Source organism: Acinetobacter sp. YH12086 (assembly GCF_013419345.1).
In the GTDB taxonomy this organism is placed as follows: Bacteria; Pseudomonadota; Gammaproteobacteria; order Pseudomonadales; family Moraxellaceae; genus Acinetobacter; species Acinetobacter amyesii.
The window spans coordinates 237679-258678 of the sequence record NZ_VPAF01000002.1; the positions used below are offsets into that span (position 1 = coordinate 237679).

Genomic DNA, 21000 nt, shown 5'->3' on the forward strand with positions numbered 1-21000 from the left:
TTATTTTTTAACAGACTTTTATCTTTAGCATGTTGTTTGAACAGCATGTTGTTGATGTCAGTCCAGAGTATATTAGCGAATCGTTGCTAAAAATCTATGTCAAACCTTGCAAAAAAACATGGTAAGTGAAATAGATCACTCATTTTAATACTTTTAATGACACTGTTTATATAATAAACGCATACTCATCTAATATTTTACGGAAATGACTTGTTGTTTTTCGGGTTATCCCTTAAAATCTTTGCCTTTGCGAAACCCCAGTGACGATCGTTTTAAGATCGGTATATCCCTTTACCGGCACGACAACACGGGCATGTTTGGAGTACTTAAATGTACGCAGTAATCCAAAGCGGTGGTAAACAACACCGTGTAGTTGAGGGTGAAACCCTTAAAGTAGAATTATTGAAAGCTGAAACTGGCTCAACTGTTACTTTTGATGACGTGTTGATGCTTGTTAACGGTGACAGCATTCAAATTGGTGCACCAGTAGTAGCTGGCGCTAAAGTAACTGCTGAAGTAGTTAGCCATGGTCGTCACGACAAAATCCGCATCATTAAAATGCGTCGTCGTAAACACTATCGTAAACAACAAGGTCACCGTCAATGGTTCACTGAGTTGAAAATTACAGCTATTTCAGGCTAATTACGAGGAGTAAGTAGACATGGCAACTAAAAAAGCCGGTGGTTCGACTAAAAACGGTCGTGACTCGAACCCAAAAATGTTGGGTGTTAAAATCTACGGCGGTCAATCTGTGACTGCTGGTAACATCATCGTTCGTCAACGTGGTACTGAATTCCACGCTGGTGTAAATGTAGGTATGGGCCGTGACCATACTTTATTTGCAACTGCTGACGGCGTTGTAAAATTCGAAGTGAAAGGCCAATTCGGTCGTCGCTACGTATCTGTTGAAGCGTAAGCTTTAATAGAAAAAAGACCCGCATTTTTTTGCGGGTTTTTTTTCGTCTGAAGAAAATGTGAGGTATTTTTCTTGATTGTTACAAACGATGTATGAAGCAATAAATCACCATAAATAGTGATTTAAATCACAAAATATAAAGAGCGTAATAGAGGAGTACAAATACAAAAAAGGATAAGGACATGAATAAAATATTGAATACAGTTTTTATCAATGCTGACTATCAGAAAAGGAATTGTCCTGATAAAAGCCAACAAATTGCATTTGAAAAGACGCTAGGACTTGGTGAAATAACTTCAATCGCTATTAAAGCTGTACCAAAATTACTTGCTGTGAGTATTTTAATTTCTCTAGGTTCAATTGCATGGGCCGGTGGGAGTGGTTCATCACATCCTGGGCATACTTGTAATCGTTGCAATAGTGGTATTCCTGGTCCAGCAGGGCCAATGGGTCCTCAAGGTCCTGCTGGTGAAAAAGGTGATACCGGAGCAACAGGTGATACCGGAGCTAAAGGTGACAAAGGCGATACTGGAGCAACAGGTGCTACTGGTAAAGATGGACTCAAAGGCCGAGACGGCATCGATGGTAAGGATGGGTTGAACGGTCTGAATGGTAGCAATGGTTTAGATGGTGCAAGTGCTTATCAAGTTGCGGTGAACAATGGTTATGAAGGTAATGAAGACCAATGGCTAGAAAGTCTACGTGGTGCAGTTGGCGCACAAGGGCTAACAGGTGAAAATGGTTTCAGTGCATATGAACTTGCGATAAAAAATGGATTTGTCGGTACTGAAGTTGAATGGTTGTTGAGCTTAAAAGGAACAGATCCGTACATTAAAATACAATCAAACGTTGCCAATACAGCACCTAAACCAACTGCGAATGGACAAGATGCGATTGCAGTCGGTGCAGGTAATAAAGCTGATGGTAATCAGTCTATTGCCCTCGGTGTAAACAATACCGTCAGTGGTGATGGATCTGGTGCTGTAGGTTCAAATAACACAGTCACAGGTAATAATACCTATGTGGTTGGTAACAATATCAACACCTCTGCAAATAATGCTATTGTACTTGGCAATGGTTCAAGCTCTGACCGCAATAATACGGTTTCCGTTGGCTCGGCTGGTGCAGAGCGGCAAATTATCCATGTGGCAGCAGGTACGGCAGACACCGATGCGGTAAACGTGAAACAAATGCGTCAAGCAGATCTAGAAGTGTTAAATAGTTCAAAAGCATATACAGATCAGCATGGGGCAAATGTACTCAACCAAGCCAATAGTTATACCAATCAACGTGTGAATGAATTGAACCATAATTTCAATAAATTTAAAGATAATGTTTACGGTGCTGTTGCTTCAAGTATTGCAATCGCCTCCTTACCGCAACCCACAGATGCCGGATACAACATGTTTAGCGTAGGTATGGGGGCTTGGGAAGGTTCACAAGGCTATGCAGTTGGTTTCAGTGGAGTGACTGAAAGCAATAAATATGTGTATAAATTGGCTGCAACAGGGAACTCTGAAGGTGACTTTGGCGCTGGTGCATCGATCGGTTGGCAATGGAAATAACTTAATATTGAATTATTAAAATTGCTAAATCGTTGTTTAACTATTTGAAAGGCATTTGAATCAAATCAAGTGCCTTTTTATTTTATATTTCTCCATCATGATGAATAAAAAACAGCAATTTGCATTAATAACCATACAAAACTTCTTATTTTTTCTAAATTTAGTCAATGAAAGTGGTTTAAGATGGAGCCATCTAACAAATTGCGTTGATGCAAATATAAAAGGTGAATCTATGAAAATGCTTCGTAAAACCATCTGTGCTATGGCATTAGGTGCAGCGACACTGGCACCGGTTATGAGTACGACAGTATTCGCGGCACCAGTTGCAGCGTCGGAGCAGCAGGCAACTGCCAATTTGGTGAAACAATTATCGGGTATTAAAAGTTTTACAGCTAACTTTCAGCAAACTACAAAAGTGACTAACCCCAAAGCAACTCAAAAGAAAGGTTTAAGTGCGCAGCATATGAACCAGACTTTTATTGGGGTCATGAAAGTTCAGCGCCCGGGTAAATTCTATTGGGAAACAACCAGCCCATCTAAGCAAACCATTGCGACTACAGGTAAAACAGTTTGGATTTATGACCCAGACCTACAACAAGCGGTACGCCAAAGCTTAGATGACCAAGTTGCGAATACGCCTGCATTATTATTGTCGGGTAATACGGCTCAAATTATGAAGTCTTATCGTATTACACAGCCGAATAAGACCAAAACTTATTACACTTTATATCCAAAAAGTGATGATGGTGTGTTTCAAAGCTTAACCATTAGTTTTGGTGCGAAAAATGCGCCGACTTTAATGATTCTCCAAGACTCATTAGGTCAAACAACCCATGTACGTTTCAATAATGTGAAGGTGAATGCGTCTATTCCAACGTCAACCTTTAATTTTGTACCTCCAAAAGGTACGGACATTATTGATCAATAATTCTCATAATCGAAAAAAAGCAGACATCGGTCTGCTTTTTTTATGGAGAAATGTAAAGCCAGCAAGCTGAATATAAGAGAAATTTAGTAGTATGCTGATATTCACAGTTTGCTTAAATGAAGTAACTTGTGGTTTTGACTGTTGCTATAGGGAATTTTGGGATGAAAAAAAATCATATGAATAATATAGCTTGGGCTGTTTCAGCTGTGGTTTTAATCGGGTCATTAACGGCCTGCCATCCTCGAAATGAACCTGTTGAAGGTGAAACAACGGAACAGAAGCCAGCGGTCGTCGCTGATGCGATTCCACTTATTCAATCTAAATCTGTCGAGATGCAATTACCAAAAGCTCAAGCTTGCGATGCGGAAGGTTGTACCCAATATAGGATTCAAACAGTTGAAACCAATGTTGATTGGATTAATCAATATTTTACTGATCGGATTAAAAAAGCAGACCCGATTGCATTTTCAACTGAGCCGAATCAAAAAATCGATTTATCAGACAAGACGGATGCAGGCCTAAGTCAAAGTACCACTTCTGTTCGATATATTAGTCAGTGGGGACATATCGCAACTTTTGCAATCGAAAGCTATACCTACGCAGCGCATGCGGCTCATGGTATGTCCCATGTTGAATATGTCAATTTTGATTTAAAAGCCAAAAAACGTTTGGCTTTACAAGATGTCTTGGTCAAAGGTGCAGATGCGAAAGTGATTAGCGCACTTTTTGATGCCAACTATATGTGGTTAGATAGTCATGATATTGAACGTTCAAAACTTCAGTTAAGCGATAATTTTTATTATGGTGCGAACGGGATTGTATTTGCTTATCCATTGTATGAATTGGCGAGTTATGCAGAGGGCATGCCTGAGCTAAAACTTCCATATTTTACGGCTAAAGGACTATTTAAACCTGAATATTTACCAAGTTTGCCAAATTACGACACCAAATAAGACAATTTGAAGCAAGATTATTGGTCTAATAAGGGGCAGCTGTAAGCTCGGTCACTGTATTTTTGAGTGTTAAGAGCTTACACTATAGCCAGTTTTTTTCTTTACTTAAGATTGGCTATGATCGACCCGAAATTACTCAGAAATAATATTGAGGCTGTAAACTTAGCCTTAGCAAAACGTGGTGTTCAACTTAACGTAGCAGAGTGGGCAGACCTTGAAGCTCGCCGTAAGGAAATTCAGTCTAAAACTGAGTCGTTACAAGCTGAACGTAATGCTGGTGCAAAACAAGTTGGTCAAATTAAAAAAGCTGGCGGTGATGCATCTGAAATCATGGCACGTATGTCTGCTATTGGTGATGAAATTAAAGCCGCAGAAGTTGCACTTTCTGAGCTTCAGGCTGAACTTGAAGCCAAATCTTTATCGATTCCAAATTTACCTCATGAGTCTGTGCCAGAAGGTAAAGACGAAAACGACAATGTTGAAGTTTTAAAATGGGGTACACCACGTCAGTTTGATTTTGAGATCAAAGACCATACTGACTTGGGTGAAATGATGGGCGGTTTAGAATTTGAAACCGCAACTAAATTGACAGGTACTCGTTTTAGCGTACTTAAAGGCCCATTGGCGCGTTTACAGCGTGCAATTACCCAATTTATGTTAAATACACATACCTTGGAAAATGGCTATACAGAAGCGTATGTACCTTATTTAGTTAATGCAGATTCTTTACGTGGTACAGGCCAATTGCCTAAATTTGAAGAGGATTTATTCAAACTTCAAGGCGAAAAAGAATACTACCTGATCCCGACTGCAGAAGTGCCTGTAACCAACTTCGTGCGTGATGAAATCATTGATCCAGAACGTTTGCCATTAAAATATGCAGCGCATACGCCATGTTTCCGTAGTGAAGCGGGTTCGTATGGCCGTGATACACGTGGTTTGATCCGTCAACACCAATTTGACAAAGTAGAAATGGTTCAGATTGTAAAACCTGAAACTTCGATGGATGCTTTGGAAGAATTAACGGGTCATGCCGAAGGTATTCTTCAAGCATTAGGCTTACCATACCGTAAAGTCGTTCTGTGTGGCGGAGACATGGGCTTTGGTGCAATCAAAACTTATGATTTAGAAGTTTGGGTGCCAAGTCAAAATACCTACCGTGAAATTTCATCTTGCTCATGCATGGGTGACTTCCAAGCACGCCGTATGAAAGCGCGTTACCGTGCTGACCAAAAGAAAACTGAGTTTGTACACACGCTGAATGGTTCAGGTTTGGCAGTTGGTCGTACTTTACTTGCCGTGATGGAAAACTATCAACGTGCAGACGGTTCAATTGAAATTCCAACAGTACTTCGTCCATATATGGGCGGTGCTGAATTTATCGATTAATAGTCGATAAAGTGCATACATTTGTGCACAAAAATTGCTTAAGACAATCAGATTTAAACTATTGAGGTCGTGTGTGGATATCTTTCCAATCTCTTTGAAGTTGCAGCAGCAACCTTGTCTGATTGTTGGTGGTGGTCGAATTGCATATAGAAAGGCTGTGCTGCTTGCAAAAGCGGGCGCTCAGCTGACAGTTTGCTCACCCGAAATTGAAAATGATTTATTGACCTTGGTTAATCAAACTCAAGGTCAATATCTCAACTCGATTTATCACGAATCGGTTTATCAAGAAAATGCCATTGCGCTGCGTCAGTTTCGTTTAGTGATTGCAGCAACCAATGACAAAGCGGTCAATCAGGCGGTTTTTGAAGCCTGCGAAGCTGAAAATGTCTTGGTTAATAGTGTCGATGATCCGCCGCATTGCCGTTTTATGGTTCCTGCGATCATTGACCGTTCTCCACTGGTCATCTCCGTTGCATCTAATGGCACATCGCCAGTACTCTCGCGCCAAATACGCACCCAGTTAGAAAGCTCGATTCCGCATGGCATGGGCAAACTGGCTGAGTTCTCAGGTCAATGGCGCGCAGCCGTTAAAGCCAAAATCGTCAATCCAGATGAACGCCGTATTTTTTGGGAAGACTTGTATGCAAGCCCGCTCAAAGAGCAGGTATTTAATGACAATTTGACTGAAGCCAATCGTTTGATTGAACAGGCATTATTGGAATGGAAACAGCCGAAAGGAGAGGTGTATTTGGTTGGGGCGGGGCCGGGTGATCCTGAACTGCTGACCTTAAAAGCACTGCGTTTAATGCAGCAAGCGGATGTGGTGATCTATGACCGTTTGGTCTCTCAGCCGATTATGGACCTCTGCCGCCGTGATGCAGAGAAAATCTACGTAGGTAAGGCACGATCCAATCATGCTGTTCCGCAAGAAGGCATTAATGCCTTACTGGTAAAATACGCAAGTGAAGGCAAACGCGTCTGTCGCTTAAAAGGTGGAGATCCGTTCATCTTTGGCCGCGGCGGTGAAGAAATTCAGGAGCTGTTTGCGGCAGGCATTGCCTTCCAAGTCGTTCCGGGAATTACTGCTGCCTCTGGATGTTCGGCTTATGCAGGGATTCCTTTAACGCATCGAGATTATGCGCAAAGTGTACGCTTCTTGACAGGGCATCTCAAAGAAGGTTCACCGGAGCTGCCTTGGAATGAGTTGGTTTATCAAAATCAAACGCTCGTGCTATATATGGGCTTGGTAGGACTAGAAAAAATTTGTGAGAAACTCATCGCGCACGGGCAGCGTCCAGACATGCCTGTCGCATTGGTTTCTAAAGGGACGACACCTGAACAAAAAGTCGTGGTTGGGACATTGGCAGATATTGCATCTAAAGTCAGTGAATACCAAATTCAGGCGCCTACATTGACGATTATTGGTGATGTGGTGAGTCTGCGTGAACAACTTCAATGGCATGAGCGAGGGTAAGCAACGCAACGCGTTTCCCGAGCGCAAGGCGAAGGCTATGCCTGAGCAAAGAGGATAAGCAGGCTGCTGAATTGTCCACGTGCAAGGTGAAGGCTATGCCTGAGCAAAGAGGATAAGCAAGTTATTGTATTGTCCAATTGCAAGGCGAAAGCTAACTACAAAGGATATGAGTAAGTGGATTGTCCTCGTGTAAAGCGAAAGCTAAGCAATGTAGATAAGCAAGCGCTTGTTGTACCATCTAAACTTATGCTACAGCTACAGAAACTATAGCCTGAGCTTTAAGCCATTATTTAACTAAAGAGTAGAGAAAAAAACTGTGATCCATGTTGTTTTATACGAGCCAGAAATTCCTGCAAATACAGGGAATATCATTCGTTTATGTGCCAATACTGGAGCGCAGTTGCATTTGGTCAAGCCATTAGGTTTTGAGCTGGATGATAAAAAACTTCGCCGCGCCGGTTTGGATTATCATGAATGGGCGCACATGAAAGTGTGGGAAAACTTTGAAGAATGTCTTGCGGGCTTAAAAGCGCAAGGTATTGAGATGGATGCCATTTATCCATTAACAACCAAAGGTTTTGAAACACCGCATACCTCCAATTTAAACCGTCCTGTGGCGCTGTTGATGGGGCCAGAAACACGTGGTTTGCCGGAAGATGTCCGTATGATGTTCCCAAAAGAACATTGGATTCGCCTACCGATGGCACCAAATTCACGCAGTTTAAACTTGTCTAATGCTACTGCTGTGATTTTATATGAAGCTTGGCGTCAGCAAGACTTTAAAGAATTGGTCTAAGTGTGATCTGTTCAAAAAGCCGCTCTATCGAGCGGCTTTTTTATTGGGAGTGAACACAGTGAACCATTTACAGCAATGAAGTTTTGTAAAATAAGGGCTTAAAAACTTTAGCATCAATATAAAAATGTGTATAAGAACACTGTGAAGAAATAAAACGGGTACTTAAAACTTGAAATCTATAAATTTAAAAGCTTTTGGTGTCGTATTTGCGACCGGATTCATTTCATCAATGAGTTGGGCTAATCCAACCCTATCAACCACAACGGAACAGACAGCAGTGACCGTCACTGCAACTACAGAAAATGTTCCAGTTGTACCGAAGGTTGAGGTGATTAAGCCTTTTACTAAGGCTGAAGTACAACAGGGCATGCTGGAAATGCAGCAAAGACAAAATCAGCGTATTGAGGAATGGGGAAAAACACTAAAAGCCGACGATTTTGAACGTTCATGGTATGGTGGTCGTCAATTGAAAAAGTCCAAGCGTCAGGAAGTTTGCGGGATCTATCAGGGTTTAGTGAATGAAACCTATGCGTTGGCACAAAAAAATAAAGCGCGTCTTAGCCCTGCCGATCAGCAGTTAGTAGCAGATCGAAATCAATTTATTCAAAGTTTAGGTTATGAAAAAAATATTGTAGACACCAAGATGGGTTTTAATTGCCGCTTAAAATAAGTGGTTTGCTGAAACCCTTTTGATCCATCTCAATAATTAATGTCCTTGATGCCGAGACATCAAGGATATGGAAAAGCTCAAATTACCTCGTGAATTAATCAATTAAATTAAAGTCACTCAGTTCTGTTTGTAGATGTTTTGGATTATTTGCAAATAGCAGTTGACCACTGGTGTATAACCAACCCAATTGACCTTGCTGCTGAAGACGTTTCAGTAAGACGTCGTTAAATGTCGACGTTGCAAAGACAGTTTCACTAAAGACTTTAAACTCACCGACATTAGTGTTTTCACTGTCTTTCATAAACAGCATGCCGTTTTTGGTGGTTGAACTCATATCTAAAGCACGGCTGACTAAGCGGTAACCGTCTTTTGCTTGCTCATCGATCATCTCCTGTAATTTTAAGCTGCGCTCTACACTATTGCTGCCGGTTGGGTAAGTTTTATATCGATAGCTGTAAGTGCCATGGTGTGCGCTGCTATTTATACAGGTTGCAACTTTAGGACTATTTTGTTTACCGTTCAGAACTTCAGGTCGTAAACCTGTGAAATAGCTTTTGAATTGAATAATACGGCAGCCTTGGGCACCCAGTGTATTGAGCATAGTTTCCAGTTGCACTGGTTCTACGAGCGGGGAAACATAGCCGCTGTCGTAAGTATATGTCGCGGTATCATTTTCCTTCTTAATAAAATAATCTTTGAAATTCAGGGCATTGGTTGGTCTGACGCTATGCAGGTATTGATAGCCTGATTTGCCTTTTTCATTTAACTGATTACGCCATGTAAAATATATGTCAGCGATAGAGGGTGCTGTACGGTCTGCAACAATATGATTGAAACGCGTATTTTCATTGGCAAGTTTCATGTAGCTATTAACATTACCATTGTCCAAAGTTTTAGAATCATAGCCAATTAACTTATAACCACTTTGTCCCATTGTATTGAGCTGAGTTAAGAAGTTTACTGTGTCGGTGGTATTAATAAAATTCTCAGACTTAAAGTCCGCAGCTGTGATTTTGGTTTTCGGTTTTAAATTGGTGAAGAATTCATTGGAATTTTTTGTATAGCAGCGGCTGTCCTTGAGTGGGTCAGTAATTAGTCCGCGTTGCATGATGATATAGCTTGGATTTGAAATCGTCGCGTTAATTACACAGAAAGAATTATTATTTAAAAAAGTTAAGACACGGTTGCTCGTCGCGCCACCTCTGACTGGTTGAAACTTAATCGAATGATATTCAAAGTTATTTAGTGTTGCAGCCGGCTGTATTTCACTTATAACCATGTCATGAAGTAATTGATAGCGTTTGGAAACAAATTCACCGCTGCAAGTTTTACTTGAACTATTGTGTACCGCATATTTTAGTTCTTCGTTCACTGCACTGACTGAGTTTTCACTGGTTTTATGAATTGAAATTTGTGGTAAATCGCAATTATTGTTACCGAGGGCAGAATTCCCTTGAATCCATTCTCCTGTGAATTTATCCGCTACAGTTGTTGGCGTTGGCGTTGGCGTTGGCGTTGGTGTAGGTGTAGGTGTAGGTGTAGGTGTAGGTGTAGGTGTAGGTGTAGGTGTAGGTGTAGGTGTAGGTGTAGGTGTAGGTGTAGGTGTCGCGCCATCATCATTGGAGCTTGATCCACCACAGCCCACCAATGTTGTAAATACAGCAGCGATAATGCTGATTTTGTGATTATTATTCATGACTAGTGCTCAATAGAGTGAAGTTGTTATGTACGGCTGATGCAGTTGTATAAACTTTTAAAATCTAGATTTATTGCACAAGGTGTGACTCAATCCAGCCATTGCCATGTTCTGTAGTGACTTCGATCAAACCTGTTTTAGTCATGTTTCCCGCAAAAATAATGTCTGCATTTTTTGACAGTTTCTTAATGACTTGGCTCGATTTATCGGCAGTTTGATAAAGCGGTAGATTATTAATTTTAGGTCTGAGTTGCTGTCCCATGCTGAAACCATTTGCAGCATAATTTGAGTTAGTCGTGGCCCGACTACCTGTCCATTCTTTTGCGGTATTCGATACTTCTTTGGATGTTTCATTAAATTGATTCAGCGTATTTCTTAAATCACGCATGGTATCGGCAAAACCTGCATATACCGGTATTGAAGCTAAAGACAGACTGCTAACAATGACTAAATGACGAATTTTCATGAACTTTCTCCTTTACTTTGTTATGTCATTCCGCATGAGTTTTTCGGATTCATAACATTCGCGGTGTTTAAATAATTATAAAATGCGAAAATTTAGCATTTTTAAAATAGATCATTTATACTTCACTTGTAAAGAGGGTGGAGTGGTGAAGATGAATGTAGAAAGCCAGAGTGAACATCTAAAGCAAAGTAAAAATTGGTATCAGTCCTTACCGACGGAATGGCAAAATTGGTTGAATGAAAATATTGAAAATGGTTGCGATGTACAGAAAATAAGTCTAATTTTACAATCACATGGATTAAGCCCAAGGGCGGATCAATACTTATTTTCTGATGCAGATCAACTTTCAGAACAGCTGCAAAATGAACTTTTGGAATACAGTCTTGAGGGCTTAGAGACAGATGAAATTTTAGAAAAAATTAAGCAAAAAAATATTTCAAATCATTTAATCATTCAGTTTCTAAAGCGTGTAAACAATAACGTAATTTTTAAAAAACTGAAGCAAGTACAGCAACAGCAGAATAAACAGCGTTGGCTATTACAGGTGATGGGTCAATTGAATCAATTGAACGACCACATTCCATCCACAATCGATTGCATAGAAACACCTGATTTTGAAACATTTATAGAACGGTATTATAGCCAGATGCGACCGGTCATTTTAAAAGATGGGATACAACATTGGCCTGCACTGCATAAATGGAGTCCTGATTATTTTGCACAGCATTTTGAAAATGAGTTGGTTGAAGTCCAGATGCATCGTGAGCAGCATCAAGATTTTGAAAAAAAATCGGTACAATTGAAACGTATTATTTTGATGCAAGATTTTGTCGCACAAATTAAAGCCACTAAGCACAGCAATGACATTTATTTAACTGCGAATAACGCCGCTCAAAATAAGCAATTCATGCAAAAGATTAGTGAAGATTTAGGTGACTTCGCCAAAGCTTATTGTCAAAAAGAGATCAAAAATCGACATTTTTTATGGTTTGGCCCTGCAGGCACATTTACACCACTGCATTATGACTTAACCAATAATATGTTGGCACAAATCTATGGACGTAAAAAAGTGACTTTGATTCCTGCATGGCAAATGCCGTATATGTATAACGATCATTGGGTATTCAGTCAGGTTTCAGACGTCGCAAAGGCTGATCTAGCAGACTATCCATTGTTAGAAAAAGTGACGCCATTTGAGTGCATTTTGCAACCTGGAGAAACCTTATTTATCCCAATTGGCTGGTGGCATAGCGTTGAAAGTTTGGATATATCGATCAGCGTGTCATTTACGCATTTTAATGTAAATAATCATTTTTTTACTGAATATCCTCAAGATCTCATCAGATAAAAATTGTGAAGTAGATTAAATAATGCGAAAATTTCACTTATACAGTCTAATTTTCATGGCAATTCAATGAGTAAACTTCTCACCAATGAGGCAGATCAAAATTTACAGCAAGTATTGGTGCTGATGAATGAGTTGAGCCAATGGTTGATACGATCAGGTGTTGGATATACTGAGTTTACTGCTGCATTGAAGCCTATATTTTTTCAACAAGCTGTACGTGAGTTAGAGCGTATCGATCAAAAACCCACGATTTCCGCGATTAGTTTACTTTCTGGCTTACACCGTAAAGACGTGACTGCTTATAAAGAAGTGATTTCTGAAGGTAAGGATTTGACCGAAGCGACTGTTTCGGAGCCGATTAGTGTGCCATCACGTGTGATGGGTTTGTGGCTTGCAGAAGGCTGGGGGGATTCTTTACCATTTAGCAGTGATTCAGAAAATAGCTTTGAAATGCTGGTAAAAAGAATTTCAACAGAACGTCATCCGCGTTCGGTACTCAATGAACTTGTTCGTTTGGAAATTGCCACTGAAAAAGATGGGCAGGTGTATTTACAACAGCGTCGTTTTATTCCAGATCCTTCACAATTAGAAGCACGTAAAATTTTAACACGAAATGTTCAAGCGCATTTAGAAGCGGGTTTGCATAATTTATTGAATCCTGATGAAATACCTTATTTAGAACAAGCCATTTGTGCTGACGAATTAACAGAAGAATCGATTAATAAATTACATGAAATGAGCTTAGAGCTTTGGCAGAAATACTCACTACAACTTTTAAAACTTGCCGCGGAGCGTTGCGCAATGGATGACGGGAATCCTGAAGCAAATCGTGTATTTCGCTTTGGAGTTTATCAACATGATACGAAAATTAAACTTTAAGACTTTAACCCTTTGTGGCTTGATCAGCGTTTTAGCGGGTTGTGACATAGAGTTTTTTCGAAGTGGTGGGGTTACAATTGAAGGTACAGGTGATCCAATCATTGATATCGGTCATGCAGGGGATGGCCGCGGAACAATTATCTTGGGGACACGATATTTAGAGTTTTCAGCTTCCGTGCAGGATTCTTGTTATGGCGTGGAACGTAAATTAGCCTTCCTCAATCCATTTGATCGTCAGTCGATTGACACAAAAACGTATGTAGAAATACCTGCTGCCCAAGCGGATCTTAATTCGCAAAATGTTCAATTGATCTTAAAAAATACCAATAGCGTACCAGTCACCATTCATTTGCAATGTGATATGCCATTAACCATGCAATTATTCGAGCAGGTTAGACCATATTTTCCAAAACAAGTATGTGATACACCTATAGATATCAAACTCTATCCACAACAACAGCATATATTTGAAGCAGCTGTAAATTTAGAGACTGTTGAAGATGGTATATGGTCACACGGTGATGGAGCATCGGTTGAATTAAAAGGCAATACACCAGACAAGTGTGAAGAAATTTCAATTCAATTTCAGCAATCTAGAAAATCCATACAACCTTAATTGGTATATTTAAAACAAAAAAGGCGCTTTAAGCGCCTTTTTTGTTTAGAGATAAACTTGATTAGAATTTATCATCAAATTCGTTATGTTGCGGTGCAGGGTGTTTAAAACCTTTGGTTTTATAACCAAGGTATAAAATACCGAACATTGCCCACCATAAACCATATTTCAATGCAGTTTCTTCAATTTCTAACCACATCGCAAAGATACTGATAAAGCCAAGCATTGGAATAACGACAAAGCTAAAAATATCTTTGGCTGTTTTTGTGCGGCCATCACGAAGTGCATAACGTGAAATCACAGATAAGTTCACGAAAGTAAAGGCTGTCAATGCACCAAAACTAATCATCGAAATGACAATATCAAGATTCATAAAGCCCGCAGTTAATGCAACCGCACCTACGATCATGATGTTATACGATGGTGTGAAGTTTTTCGGACTAATATGACCAAAGATCTTCTTGTTAATTACGCCATCACGACCCATTACATACATCAGACGTGATACGCCAGCATGTGCAGAAATACCTGATGCCATTACTGTCACAATCGCAAAAGTTAACACATAGGATTGGAACAGTGAGCCGCCGACGAGCAAGAGTATCTCTGGCTGTGTTTCAGCAATATTCTTGAAATAGTTACCCGGCTCAGCAGGGAAGAACAGCTGCATGAAGTAGGTACTAATAATGAAGATAATCCCTGCGATTAAAGCAGTTAAGAAAATCGCTTTCGGCAGTGTTTTCTCAGTATCTTTGGTTTCTTCTGCCAATGAACTTAATGAGTCAAAACCAGTGAACGAGAAGCACAGTAATGTTGCACCTGTAATCAGCGCACCCACAGACGTCAGCTCATTCCAAAATGGCTCAAGGCTCCATAATTGATAGCGTTCTGCCGCAGAAATCGGGCCATCAGCATTGAAGCCCATTTGAAGCTTGCTGTAGACCATCCACGTGAAAATACCAATTACTAATAACTGCACAAGTACAATCAGGCTGTTGAAGTTAGCAACAAAACGCGCGCCGCGTAAGTTAATTCCAGTCATGAATGCCGTTAGCACAATGACCCATACCCAGTGGTTTACTGTTGGAAATAGTGCTTCAAGGTAAATCACTGCAAGAATAATATTCACCATTGGAGATAATAGGTAGTCTAACCAAGAAGACCAACCCACCATGAAACCTACGTTCGGGTGAATAGATTTTTGGGCATAGGTATACGCAGAACCCGAAGAAGGGTAGCGACGGATCATATGACCATAACTAATCGAGGTAAACAGAATTGCAATAAGGGCAATAATGTAAGAAGTCGGCACGTGTCTATGACTTTCTTCAGATACTAAACCAAAAGTATCAAATAGAGTCATTGGTTGGATGTAAGCCAAACCAATAATAATAATGTGCCAGAGTCCAAGCGTTTTTTGCAGTTTAGCTGCCGATTGAGTCCCAGAGATATTTGTCAACGGCGTTATCCTCTTATCGTTGATCAAGGATCAGTCATATTCTAAGGATCGTTTGAGACGAACGATCCCCCCTACGTTTTAAAACAAAAGTGCGCCAATCTACTCCAAATTGGTACATTTTGTCAGTAACTTTGAAATTATTTTTAGCAGAAATTATGCCAGTTTGATTAAAAAATAACTGATATTGCGTTCTGCAAGTGAAAAGCCCGATGTTTAAAAAAACATCAGGCTTAATTTTTCGCTATATTCGCTTATTTTTCAGCAATTACCAAGCTTTTTTTAGAATAGTTTTGAGGTCTTCTAAGCTGGCTTCTTTAGGATTATAAATAATAGATCCATCATTCAGTGCTTTCTCTGCCACTTCATCTAATTGAGCTTCAGTCACTTTACCTGTTTCACTCAAAGTACGTGGTAATTTGGTCAAACTAAACAAGCGGTCACGCATGGCTAAAAGCGTTGAAATGGCTTTTTCAGCGCGGAGGTTGGCCGGTGTTTGTGCATAAATATCAGGACCAGCCAGTGGTAATAGCAATTCAGCAATCTTATCGCCATTCACTTCTTTGTTGTATTCCAACACATACGGCAAGAATAAATTCATGCATAATCCATGGGGCAGGTGAGCAACAGCACCTAAAGCATGACCCAATGAGTGGACTAATCCAACCATCGAATTCGAAAATGCAATTCCTGCCATTGTAGACGCTTGTGCAAGTTCTAAGCGCCCATGTGCATCGCTGGTATTATCTAATACACCAAATAAGCTATTGCTAATTTTCTTGATTGCGGCAGTTGCATAGGCATCTGAAATAGGGTTTGCCGCCATGCACGTATAGGCTTCAATGGCATGCGTCATCGCATCCATCGCTGTCATCGCCGTAAGATGAGGTGGCAAAGTTTGCGTCATACGTGGGTCAAGAATTGCCGCATGTGGCATCAAATAATTCGATGCAAAGGCCATTTTGACATTCTTTTCAGGGTCAGAAACCACAGCGACCATAGTCACTTCTGAACCTGTCCCCGAGGTTGTTGGAATCACAAAAAATGGTTTTAAAGGTTTTGGTAAGTTGTGCGCACCTGAGTATTTCAGTAAGTCATCACCACCTTCAGACACCAAGATGTTGGTTGCTTTAGAGGTATCAATCACTGAACCGCCACCGACGGCAATAATGGCATCACATTGGTTGTCGCGGTAAAGTTGAGCCGCTTTACGTACGGTTTCTAGACTTGAGTCTGGCGGAACATCATCAAAAATATAGCCAATCACCGTCTCGGTACTTTCAAATGCCGCTTCAATCGGTGCAAGTAATTGATTACTGCGAACGCCTTTGTCAGTAATGATCATGGGGCGCTTAGCACCCAAAGTAGACAGTTCGAATGGAATGTGTTCTAAAGCAGCATGGCCAGCAATCACTTTTACAGGACAGAAAAATTCGTAATATGGTTTAGCCATGTGTTATGCGCTCCGTTTTAAATAAGACTGGGCTACTTTTAAATAAATATTTGCAGCACCGCTCAGTTTTTCTTTTAGGCTTAAATGTGTTGGATATTCTTTGACAGCCAATTCAGCCACCAATTTAGGTAAAATTAACGCTTCCATTTTGTTGAGACAACGCACCAGTCGGATGGCATAAGACAAATCACCATCGGCGATCATGCGGTCATTGGCAAAGGCTTGTGCGGTACTTTCTTGAAATGAGAAGACCAAAAAGGCATGATTCAAATGCTTAAACGTAATGGTTAAGTCAGGCTTTTGAGTGCCGGGTGTGAGGAGTTTGAGTTGATGGTCTTCCGTGACTTGCGCGACAAATGCAGCACCATTAGGAAAAACATTCATAGATAAAATAAAATTAACTGGAAATTTAGCAACTTCTTGTTTAATTTCTTCATCGACCTGGCTCGCCATGACCAGACCTCTGCCAATCACATCCATCATGAGTTTGACATAGGCCTGCTGGAGCGCGGGTTTAACGGATTTAGTTGCAATCACGTGTACATCCCTTATCTATAATTATTAAATTTAGAGCTTTTACTCTAAATTATTTTCTTTGAGAAAGCAAAGTCTTTTATAGTTGTTTGACTGTTACGTCTTTAAAGTAACCACTGTTTTTCAAAGTATCAATGATATCGACGCATAAGTTTTCAAATTTAGGGTAATCTTGCACCAAATCTTGTATACGAACCATTTCTAATCCAGCATAGCCACATGGATTAATGGTATGAAAACCAAATAGATCACAATCGATATTCAGTGCCAAACCGTGATAACTGCGGCCTTTACGAATTTTAAAACCGAGAGAACCAATTTTGCGTTCTGCAACATAAACACCCGGTGCATCAGGCTTGGCATAAGCGTCGATGCCGTACTTTTTCAGCAGTTCGATCATCAAGTTTTCTGCATAGGAAACCAGCGTACGCACGTTCCAACCTAAGCGATTCAAGTCAAACATGAAATAAGCGACCAACTGACCCGGTCCATGCCAAGTGACTTGTCCACCACGGTCTGTTTGTACCACAGGGATGTTACTTTGCACCAAAATATGTTCAGGTTTGCCAGCTTGCCCTTGAGTTAATACATCGGGATGTTGCAATATCCACAGCTCATCGGGTGAGCATTCATCTCGCTGTTCAGTGAGAGTTTTCATCTCTAAAAAGCGGTCTGCATAAGGGGTAAGGTGGTTATATTGACGAATGATTAATTCGGGTTTTTGAACAGTTTCAGTCACGCGTGTTGCGTCCTTTATGGTCAAACATAGAGTTTTATTATAATGAATTGGCAGAATAATGGGGGCGTTGAACGGTTTGAGTTGTAATTTAATGCTCTATTTTCACATAAAAAAACACGCTCGAAAGCGTGTTTTTCAGTACTTACAGTGCTGTCTTAATTAATGGACAAGCTGCAAGGTCTGCATAAACTGCGTGAACTTGTTCAAGTTCTTCAAAACGAAGATTTGCTGTTACTGAATGGTATTTACCTGTACGTGAAGGCGTTACAGTCATTTCACTGCCGTCAAATTCAGGAAAATGTTTAACGAAAATATCATTTACTGCCTGACGGAGTTCCGCGCCTGCAAGACCAATCAGTTTAATTGGATAATCCATCGGGAACACCCAAAGATGCTCTTGCAATTCACGTGAAGGAGCGCGATTAGTCATATCAGTCATGGGACACCTCATTAGAAAAAATACCTGCAATGAGCAGGTATTTTGTATTGTTTTGCTACATGCTCATATTATGGGGGAGAACCCCCCATATTCAAGCCTGCATTATCCTATAGATAGATTAGTCATTCTCAAGGAAAGAACGTAAGTGTTCAGAACGAGAAGGATGACGTAATTTACGTAAAGCTTTCGCTTCAATCTGACGAATACGTTCACGTGTTACGTCAAACTGCTTACCAACTTCTTCTAGAGTGTGGTCTGTTGGCATATCGATACCAAAACGCATTTTCAAGACTTTCGCTTCACGTTCAGTCAAGTTTTCAAGAACTTCACGTGTTGCTTCTTTTAAGCCTTCTGACGTAGCAGCGTCAATAGGAGAGGTGATATTACCGTCTTCAATGAAGTCACCAAGATGCGAATCTTCATCATCACCAATTGGTGTTTCCATTGAAATTGGTTCTTTCGCGATTTTAAGCACTTTACGAACTTTCACTTCGTCCATTTCTAGACGTTCACCTAATTCTTCTGGTGTAGGTTCACGACCCATTTCTTGAAGAAGTTGGCGAGATACACGGTTGATCTTGTTAATGGTTTCGATCATGTGTACTGGAATACGAATAGTACGTGCTTGGTCGGCAATAGAACGCGTAATCGCCTGACGAATCCACCAAGTTGCATAAGTAGAGAACTTATAACCACGACGATATTCGAATTTATCCACCGCTTTCATCAAGCCGATGTTACCTTCTTGGATCAAGTCGAGGAATTGCAAACCACGGTTGGTGTATTTTTTCGCAATCGAAATTACCAAACGTAAGTTCGCTTCAACCATTTCCTTTTTCGCACGGCGAGCTTTCGCTTCACCAATCGACATACGTTTAGAAATGTCTTTGATGCCTTTAACATCTAAACCAAGTTCTTTCTCGATGTCAGCGATTTTTTGTTGGAATGCCAGAACGTCAGGGCGGACTTTTTCAAGATAGCCTTTCATTTCTGCAGGTGCTTTAGCAATTTGTTCATCTAACCAAGCAAAGTTAGATTCTTGGCCTGGGAATGACGTACGGAATTGAGTACGGTCCATACGACCACGACGTACTGCATAGCGCATAACTTCACGTTCAGAAGTACGGATTTGGTCATGGGTATTACGAATCAAATCAGAGATGATGTCGAATAAACGTGGTGTGAATTTGAACATCATGAACACAGTTGCAAGTGCTTCAAGTGCAGCAGCAGCTTCTTTACTGTTACGACCATGTTTTTCAATTGCGGCTTTAGTGACTAACCATGCTTGTTCAAGCTCGGTGAAACGTGCTTTAGCAATTTCAGGATCTGGACCAGATTCGCCTTCAGAATCATCATCACCTTCAGACTCTTCTTCTTCATCGTCATCATCAAGTTTGACATCTTTAGTTGGCTTGTTGGTTGACGCTTCATCTTCATCGATCTCAGAATCATCTTCATCGATCACTTCTGGGATGGCTTCGTCAGATTCTGGATCTAAATAACCAGAAAGAATATCCGCTAGACGGCGTTCACCCGCTTCATAATCTTTGTATTCTTGCAGTACAACTTCGACTGCATTTGGCCAATAAGCAATAGAATGTAAAACGTCACGAATACCTTCTTCGATGCGTTTTGCAATGCTAATTTCGCCTTCACGTGTCAAAAGCTCAACTGTACCCATTTCGCGCATATACATACGCACAGGGTCAGTAGTACGACCGGGTTCATTTTCAACAGATGCAAGTACAGCAGCGGCTTCTTCTTCAGCAACTTCGTCAGTCGCTTCGCTGCCACCTTCAAACATTGTATCGTCAGTTTCTGGTGCACGATCATGTACCGGAATACCCACGTCATTCAACATCTGAATGATGTCTTCAATCTGTTCACTTTCAGTGATTGAGTCCGGGAGATGATCGTTAACCTCGGCGAAAGTTAGGTAACCTTGCTCTTTGCCTCGGCTAATCAGAGCCGCTACTTGAGAAGTAGGGGAAGTCATATCGCTCATCTTTGCTTACTCTTCGTTGAATCTGTGGCAGTAAAAAACCGTGCATTTTAGCACGATCGTCTCATTAAATCTTGTTAATAGCTGGCTTATCCCATTAGGACGGTACAGCATCAAGCTGTCCAATGAGATATTAAAAATTTAAATTCAGTAATTTAGGTGGGGCTGAAATTGTTGTTTTCAAGTTCATCCCATGCATCGATTATTTTACGAGTCATCTTTGACTGTCATAAAAATGAAGGACGCAGGGTGGATTATATCATGCCACAGGTTTTGGTAAGAAAAAAAGACCTATTTTTAAAGTTTAGTTGTTAAAAAAACAAATAAAACTTGACAATATTTTATATCCCATATAAATAGCGGCTAGACCCCTTCAATTTTTTTCATTATGAGGTAGTTTTGGTGTCTTCTACAGATTTTGAACTAGATGATAACTACGGTGATGATGATGTGAATTTCGATGAGGCCAGTGCAAAAACTAGCGCGAAAGAATCGTTAGAAAAGCGCCGACTTATTGATGACCTTCTGGCTCAGCGCCGTCTTGAACGTGAGCTTAAAGATTTTGATTACGACATCGACGATGACGATGATTTTGATGACGAAGAAGACTAAATAGCGATTTAGCATAGCGCTTGAAAATGCTATGCTTACGCATTAAGTTTCTAACTCTGGATTTGA

Annotated in this window: 21 protein-coding genes; 13 read left to right on the forward strand and 8 right to left on the reverse strand. The window is 40.5% G+C overall.

Annotated features, from left to right (window positions below; all coding sequences use genetic code 11):
* The first annotated feature begins 330 nt into the window (after nt 1-330).
* The 9 genes from rplU (at nt 331) to FTU29_RS04390 (ending at nt 8691) form a co-directional block, all read left to right on the forward strand.
* Nucleotides 331-642 (forward strand): 50S ribosomal protein L21, encoded by a 312-nt coding sequence (gene rplU, locus FTU29_RS04350; RefSeq protein WP_078191390.1) that lies wholly within the window; start codon nt 331-333, stop codon nt 640-642.
* 19 nt (nt 643-661) lie between these two features.
* Nucleotides 662-916 carry a 50S ribosomal protein L27 gene (gene rpmA, locus FTU29_RS04355; RefSeq protein ID WP_067764378.1) on the forward strand — a complete coding sequence of 85 codons (255 nt, stop codon included), beginning with the start codon at nt 662-664 and terminating at the stop codon, nt 914-916.
* Nucleotides 917-1098: 182 nt separating this feature from the next.
* Nucleotides 1099-2481, forward strand: coding sequence for a YadA family autotransporter adhesin (locus FTU29_RS04360; protein WP_257226894.1), 1383 nt, complete (start codon nt 1099-1101; stop codon nt 2479-2481).
* Between the two features lie 232 nt (nt 2482-2713).
* Complete coding sequence (gene lolA / locus FTU29_RS04365) at nt 2714-3409, forward strand: outer membrane lipoprotein chaperone LolA (protein ID WP_180120600.1); 696 nt, start codon at nt 2714-2716, stop codon at nt 3407-3409.
* Nucleotides 3410-3570: 161 nt separating this feature from the next.
* Complete coding sequence (locus tag FTU29_RS04370) at nt 3571-4362, forward strand: RsiV family protein (protein WP_180107730.1); 792 nt, start codon at nt 3571-3573, stop codon at nt 4360-4362.
* A 117-nt stretch (nt 4363-4479) separates the two neighbouring features.
* The gene (serS, locus tag FTU29_RS04375) at nt 4480-5751 is read left to right on the forward strand and encodes a serine--tRNA ligase (protein WP_180023214.1); all 1272 of its coding nucleotides are present in this window, start codon (nt 4480-4482) and stop codon (nt 5749-5751) included.
* Between the two features lie 73 nt (nt 5752-5824).
* The gene (gene cysG / locus FTU29_RS04380; RefSeq protein WP_180120602.1) at nt 5825-7225 is read left to right on the forward strand and encodes a siroheme synthase CysG; all 1401 of its coding nucleotides are present in this window, start codon (nt 5825-5827) and stop codon (nt 7223-7225) included.
* 316 nt (nt 7226-7541) lie between these two features.
* Nucleotides 7542-8021 carry a tRNA (cytidine(34)-2'-O)-methyltransferase gene (locus FTU29_RS04385; RefSeq protein WP_111885295.1) on the forward strand — a complete coding sequence of 160 codons (480 nt, stop codon included), beginning with the start codon at nt 7542-7544 and terminating at the stop codon, nt 8019-8021.
* Between the two features lie 229 nt (nt 8022-8250).
* Nucleotides 8251-8691 carry a hypothetical protein gene (locus tag FTU29_RS04390; RefSeq protein ID WP_257226895.1) on the forward strand — a complete coding sequence of 147 codons (441 nt, stop codon included), beginning with the start codon at nt 8251-8253 and terminating at the stop codon, nt 8689-8691.
* A gap of 94 nt (nt 8692-8785) precedes the next feature.
* Here the strand turns inward: FTU29_RS04390 and FTU29_RS04395 are convergent, their stop codons facing one another.
* Together FTU29_RS04395 and FTU29_RS04400 are read right to left on the reverse strand one after the other, a co-directional pair.
* Nucleotides 8786-10387: a PT dipeptide repeat lipoprotein gene (locus tag FTU29_RS04395; RefSeq protein ID WP_180120603.1), complete on the reverse strand. Its 1602-nt coding sequence runs from the start codon at nt 10385-10387 to the stop codon at nt 8786-8788.
* A 70-nt stretch (nt 10388-10457) separates the two neighbouring features.
* Nucleotides 10458-10853 carry a hypothetical protein gene (locus tag FTU29_RS04400; RefSeq protein WP_180120605.1) on the reverse strand — a complete coding sequence of 132 codons (396 nt, stop codon included), beginning with the start codon at nt 10851-10853 and terminating at the stop codon, nt 10458-10460.
* Nucleotides 10854-11004: 151 nt separating this feature from the next.
* On the opposite strand from FTU29_RS04400, the gene FTU29_RS04405 reads away from it, so the two are divergent.
* The 3 genes from FTU29_RS04405 (at nt 11005) to FTU29_RS04415 (ending at nt 13696) form a co-directional block, all read left to right on the forward strand.
* A complete protein-coding gene (locus FTU29_RS04405) occupies nt 11005-12201 on the forward strand; it encodes a cupin-like domain-containing protein (protein ID WP_180120608.1) in 1197 nt (398 codons plus the stop codon).
* A gap of 66 nt (nt 12202-12267) precedes the next feature.
* Nucleotides 12268-13080, forward strand: a complete 813-nt coding sequence (locus FTU29_RS04410; protein WP_180120610.1) for a DUF6502 family protein — start codon at nt 12268-12270, stop codon at nt 13078-13080.
* Nucleotides 13058-13696, forward strand: coding sequence for a hypothetical protein (locus FTU29_RS04415; protein WP_180023220.1), 639 nt, complete (start codon nt 13058-13060; stop codon nt 13694-13696). The genes FTU29_RS04410 and FTU29_RS04415 overlap by 23 nt, the downstream gene beginning before the upstream one ends.
* Nucleotides 13697-13757: 61 nt before the next feature.
* On the opposite strand, the gene FTU29_RS04420 is transcribed toward FTU29_RS04415, so the two are convergent.
* From FTU29_RS04420 to rpoD, 6 genes are all read right to left on the reverse strand, one after another.
* Complete coding sequence (locus tag FTU29_RS04420; protein WP_111885298.1) at nt 13758-15155, reverse strand: APC family permease; 1398 nt, start codon at nt 15153-15155, stop codon at nt 13758-13760.
* A gap of 265 nt (nt 15156-15420) precedes the next feature.
* Entirely contained in the window at nt 15421-16605 is a 1185-nt protein-coding gene (locus tag FTU29_RS04425) for an iron-containing alcohol dehydrogenase (protein WP_111885299.1), read from the reverse strand.
* A gap of 3 nt (nt 16606-16608) precedes the next feature.
* On the reverse strand, nt 16609-17142 hold the full coding sequence (locus FTU29_RS04430) for a hypothetical protein (protein ID WP_180011534.1): 534 nt from the start codon (nt 17140-17142) through the stop codon (nt 16609-16611).
* Nucleotides 17143-17218: 76 nt separating this feature from the next.
* Nucleotides 17219-17878 (reverse strand): lipoyl(octanoyl) transferase LipB, encoded by a 660-nt coding sequence (gene lipB / locus FTU29_RS04435; protein WP_180120612.1) that lies wholly within the window; start codon nt 17876-17878, stop codon nt 17219-17221.
* 142 nt (nt 17879-18020) lie between these two features.
* Nucleotides 18021-18308: a YbeD family protein gene (locus FTU29_RS04440; protein ID WP_078192402.1), complete on the reverse strand. Its 288-nt coding sequence runs from the start codon at nt 18306-18308 to the stop codon at nt 18021-18023.
* Between the two features lie 127 nt (nt 18309-18435).
* On the reverse strand, nt 18436-20325 hold the full coding sequence (gene rpoD, locus FTU29_RS04445; RefSeq protein WP_078192191.1) for an RNA polymerase sigma factor RpoD: 1890 nt from the start codon (nt 20323-20325) through the stop codon (nt 18436-18438).
* A 399-nt stretch (nt 20326-20724) separates the two neighbouring features.
* On the opposite strand from rpoD, the gene FTU29_RS04450 reads away from it, so the two are divergent.
* Nucleotides 20725-20934 carry a PA3496 family putative envelope integrity protein gene (locus FTU29_RS04450; RefSeq protein ID WP_078191373.1) on the forward strand — a complete coding sequence of 70 codons (210 nt, stop codon included), beginning with the start codon at nt 20725-20727 and terminating at the stop codon, nt 20932-20934.
* Nucleotides 20935-21000: the final 66 nt, after the last annotated feature.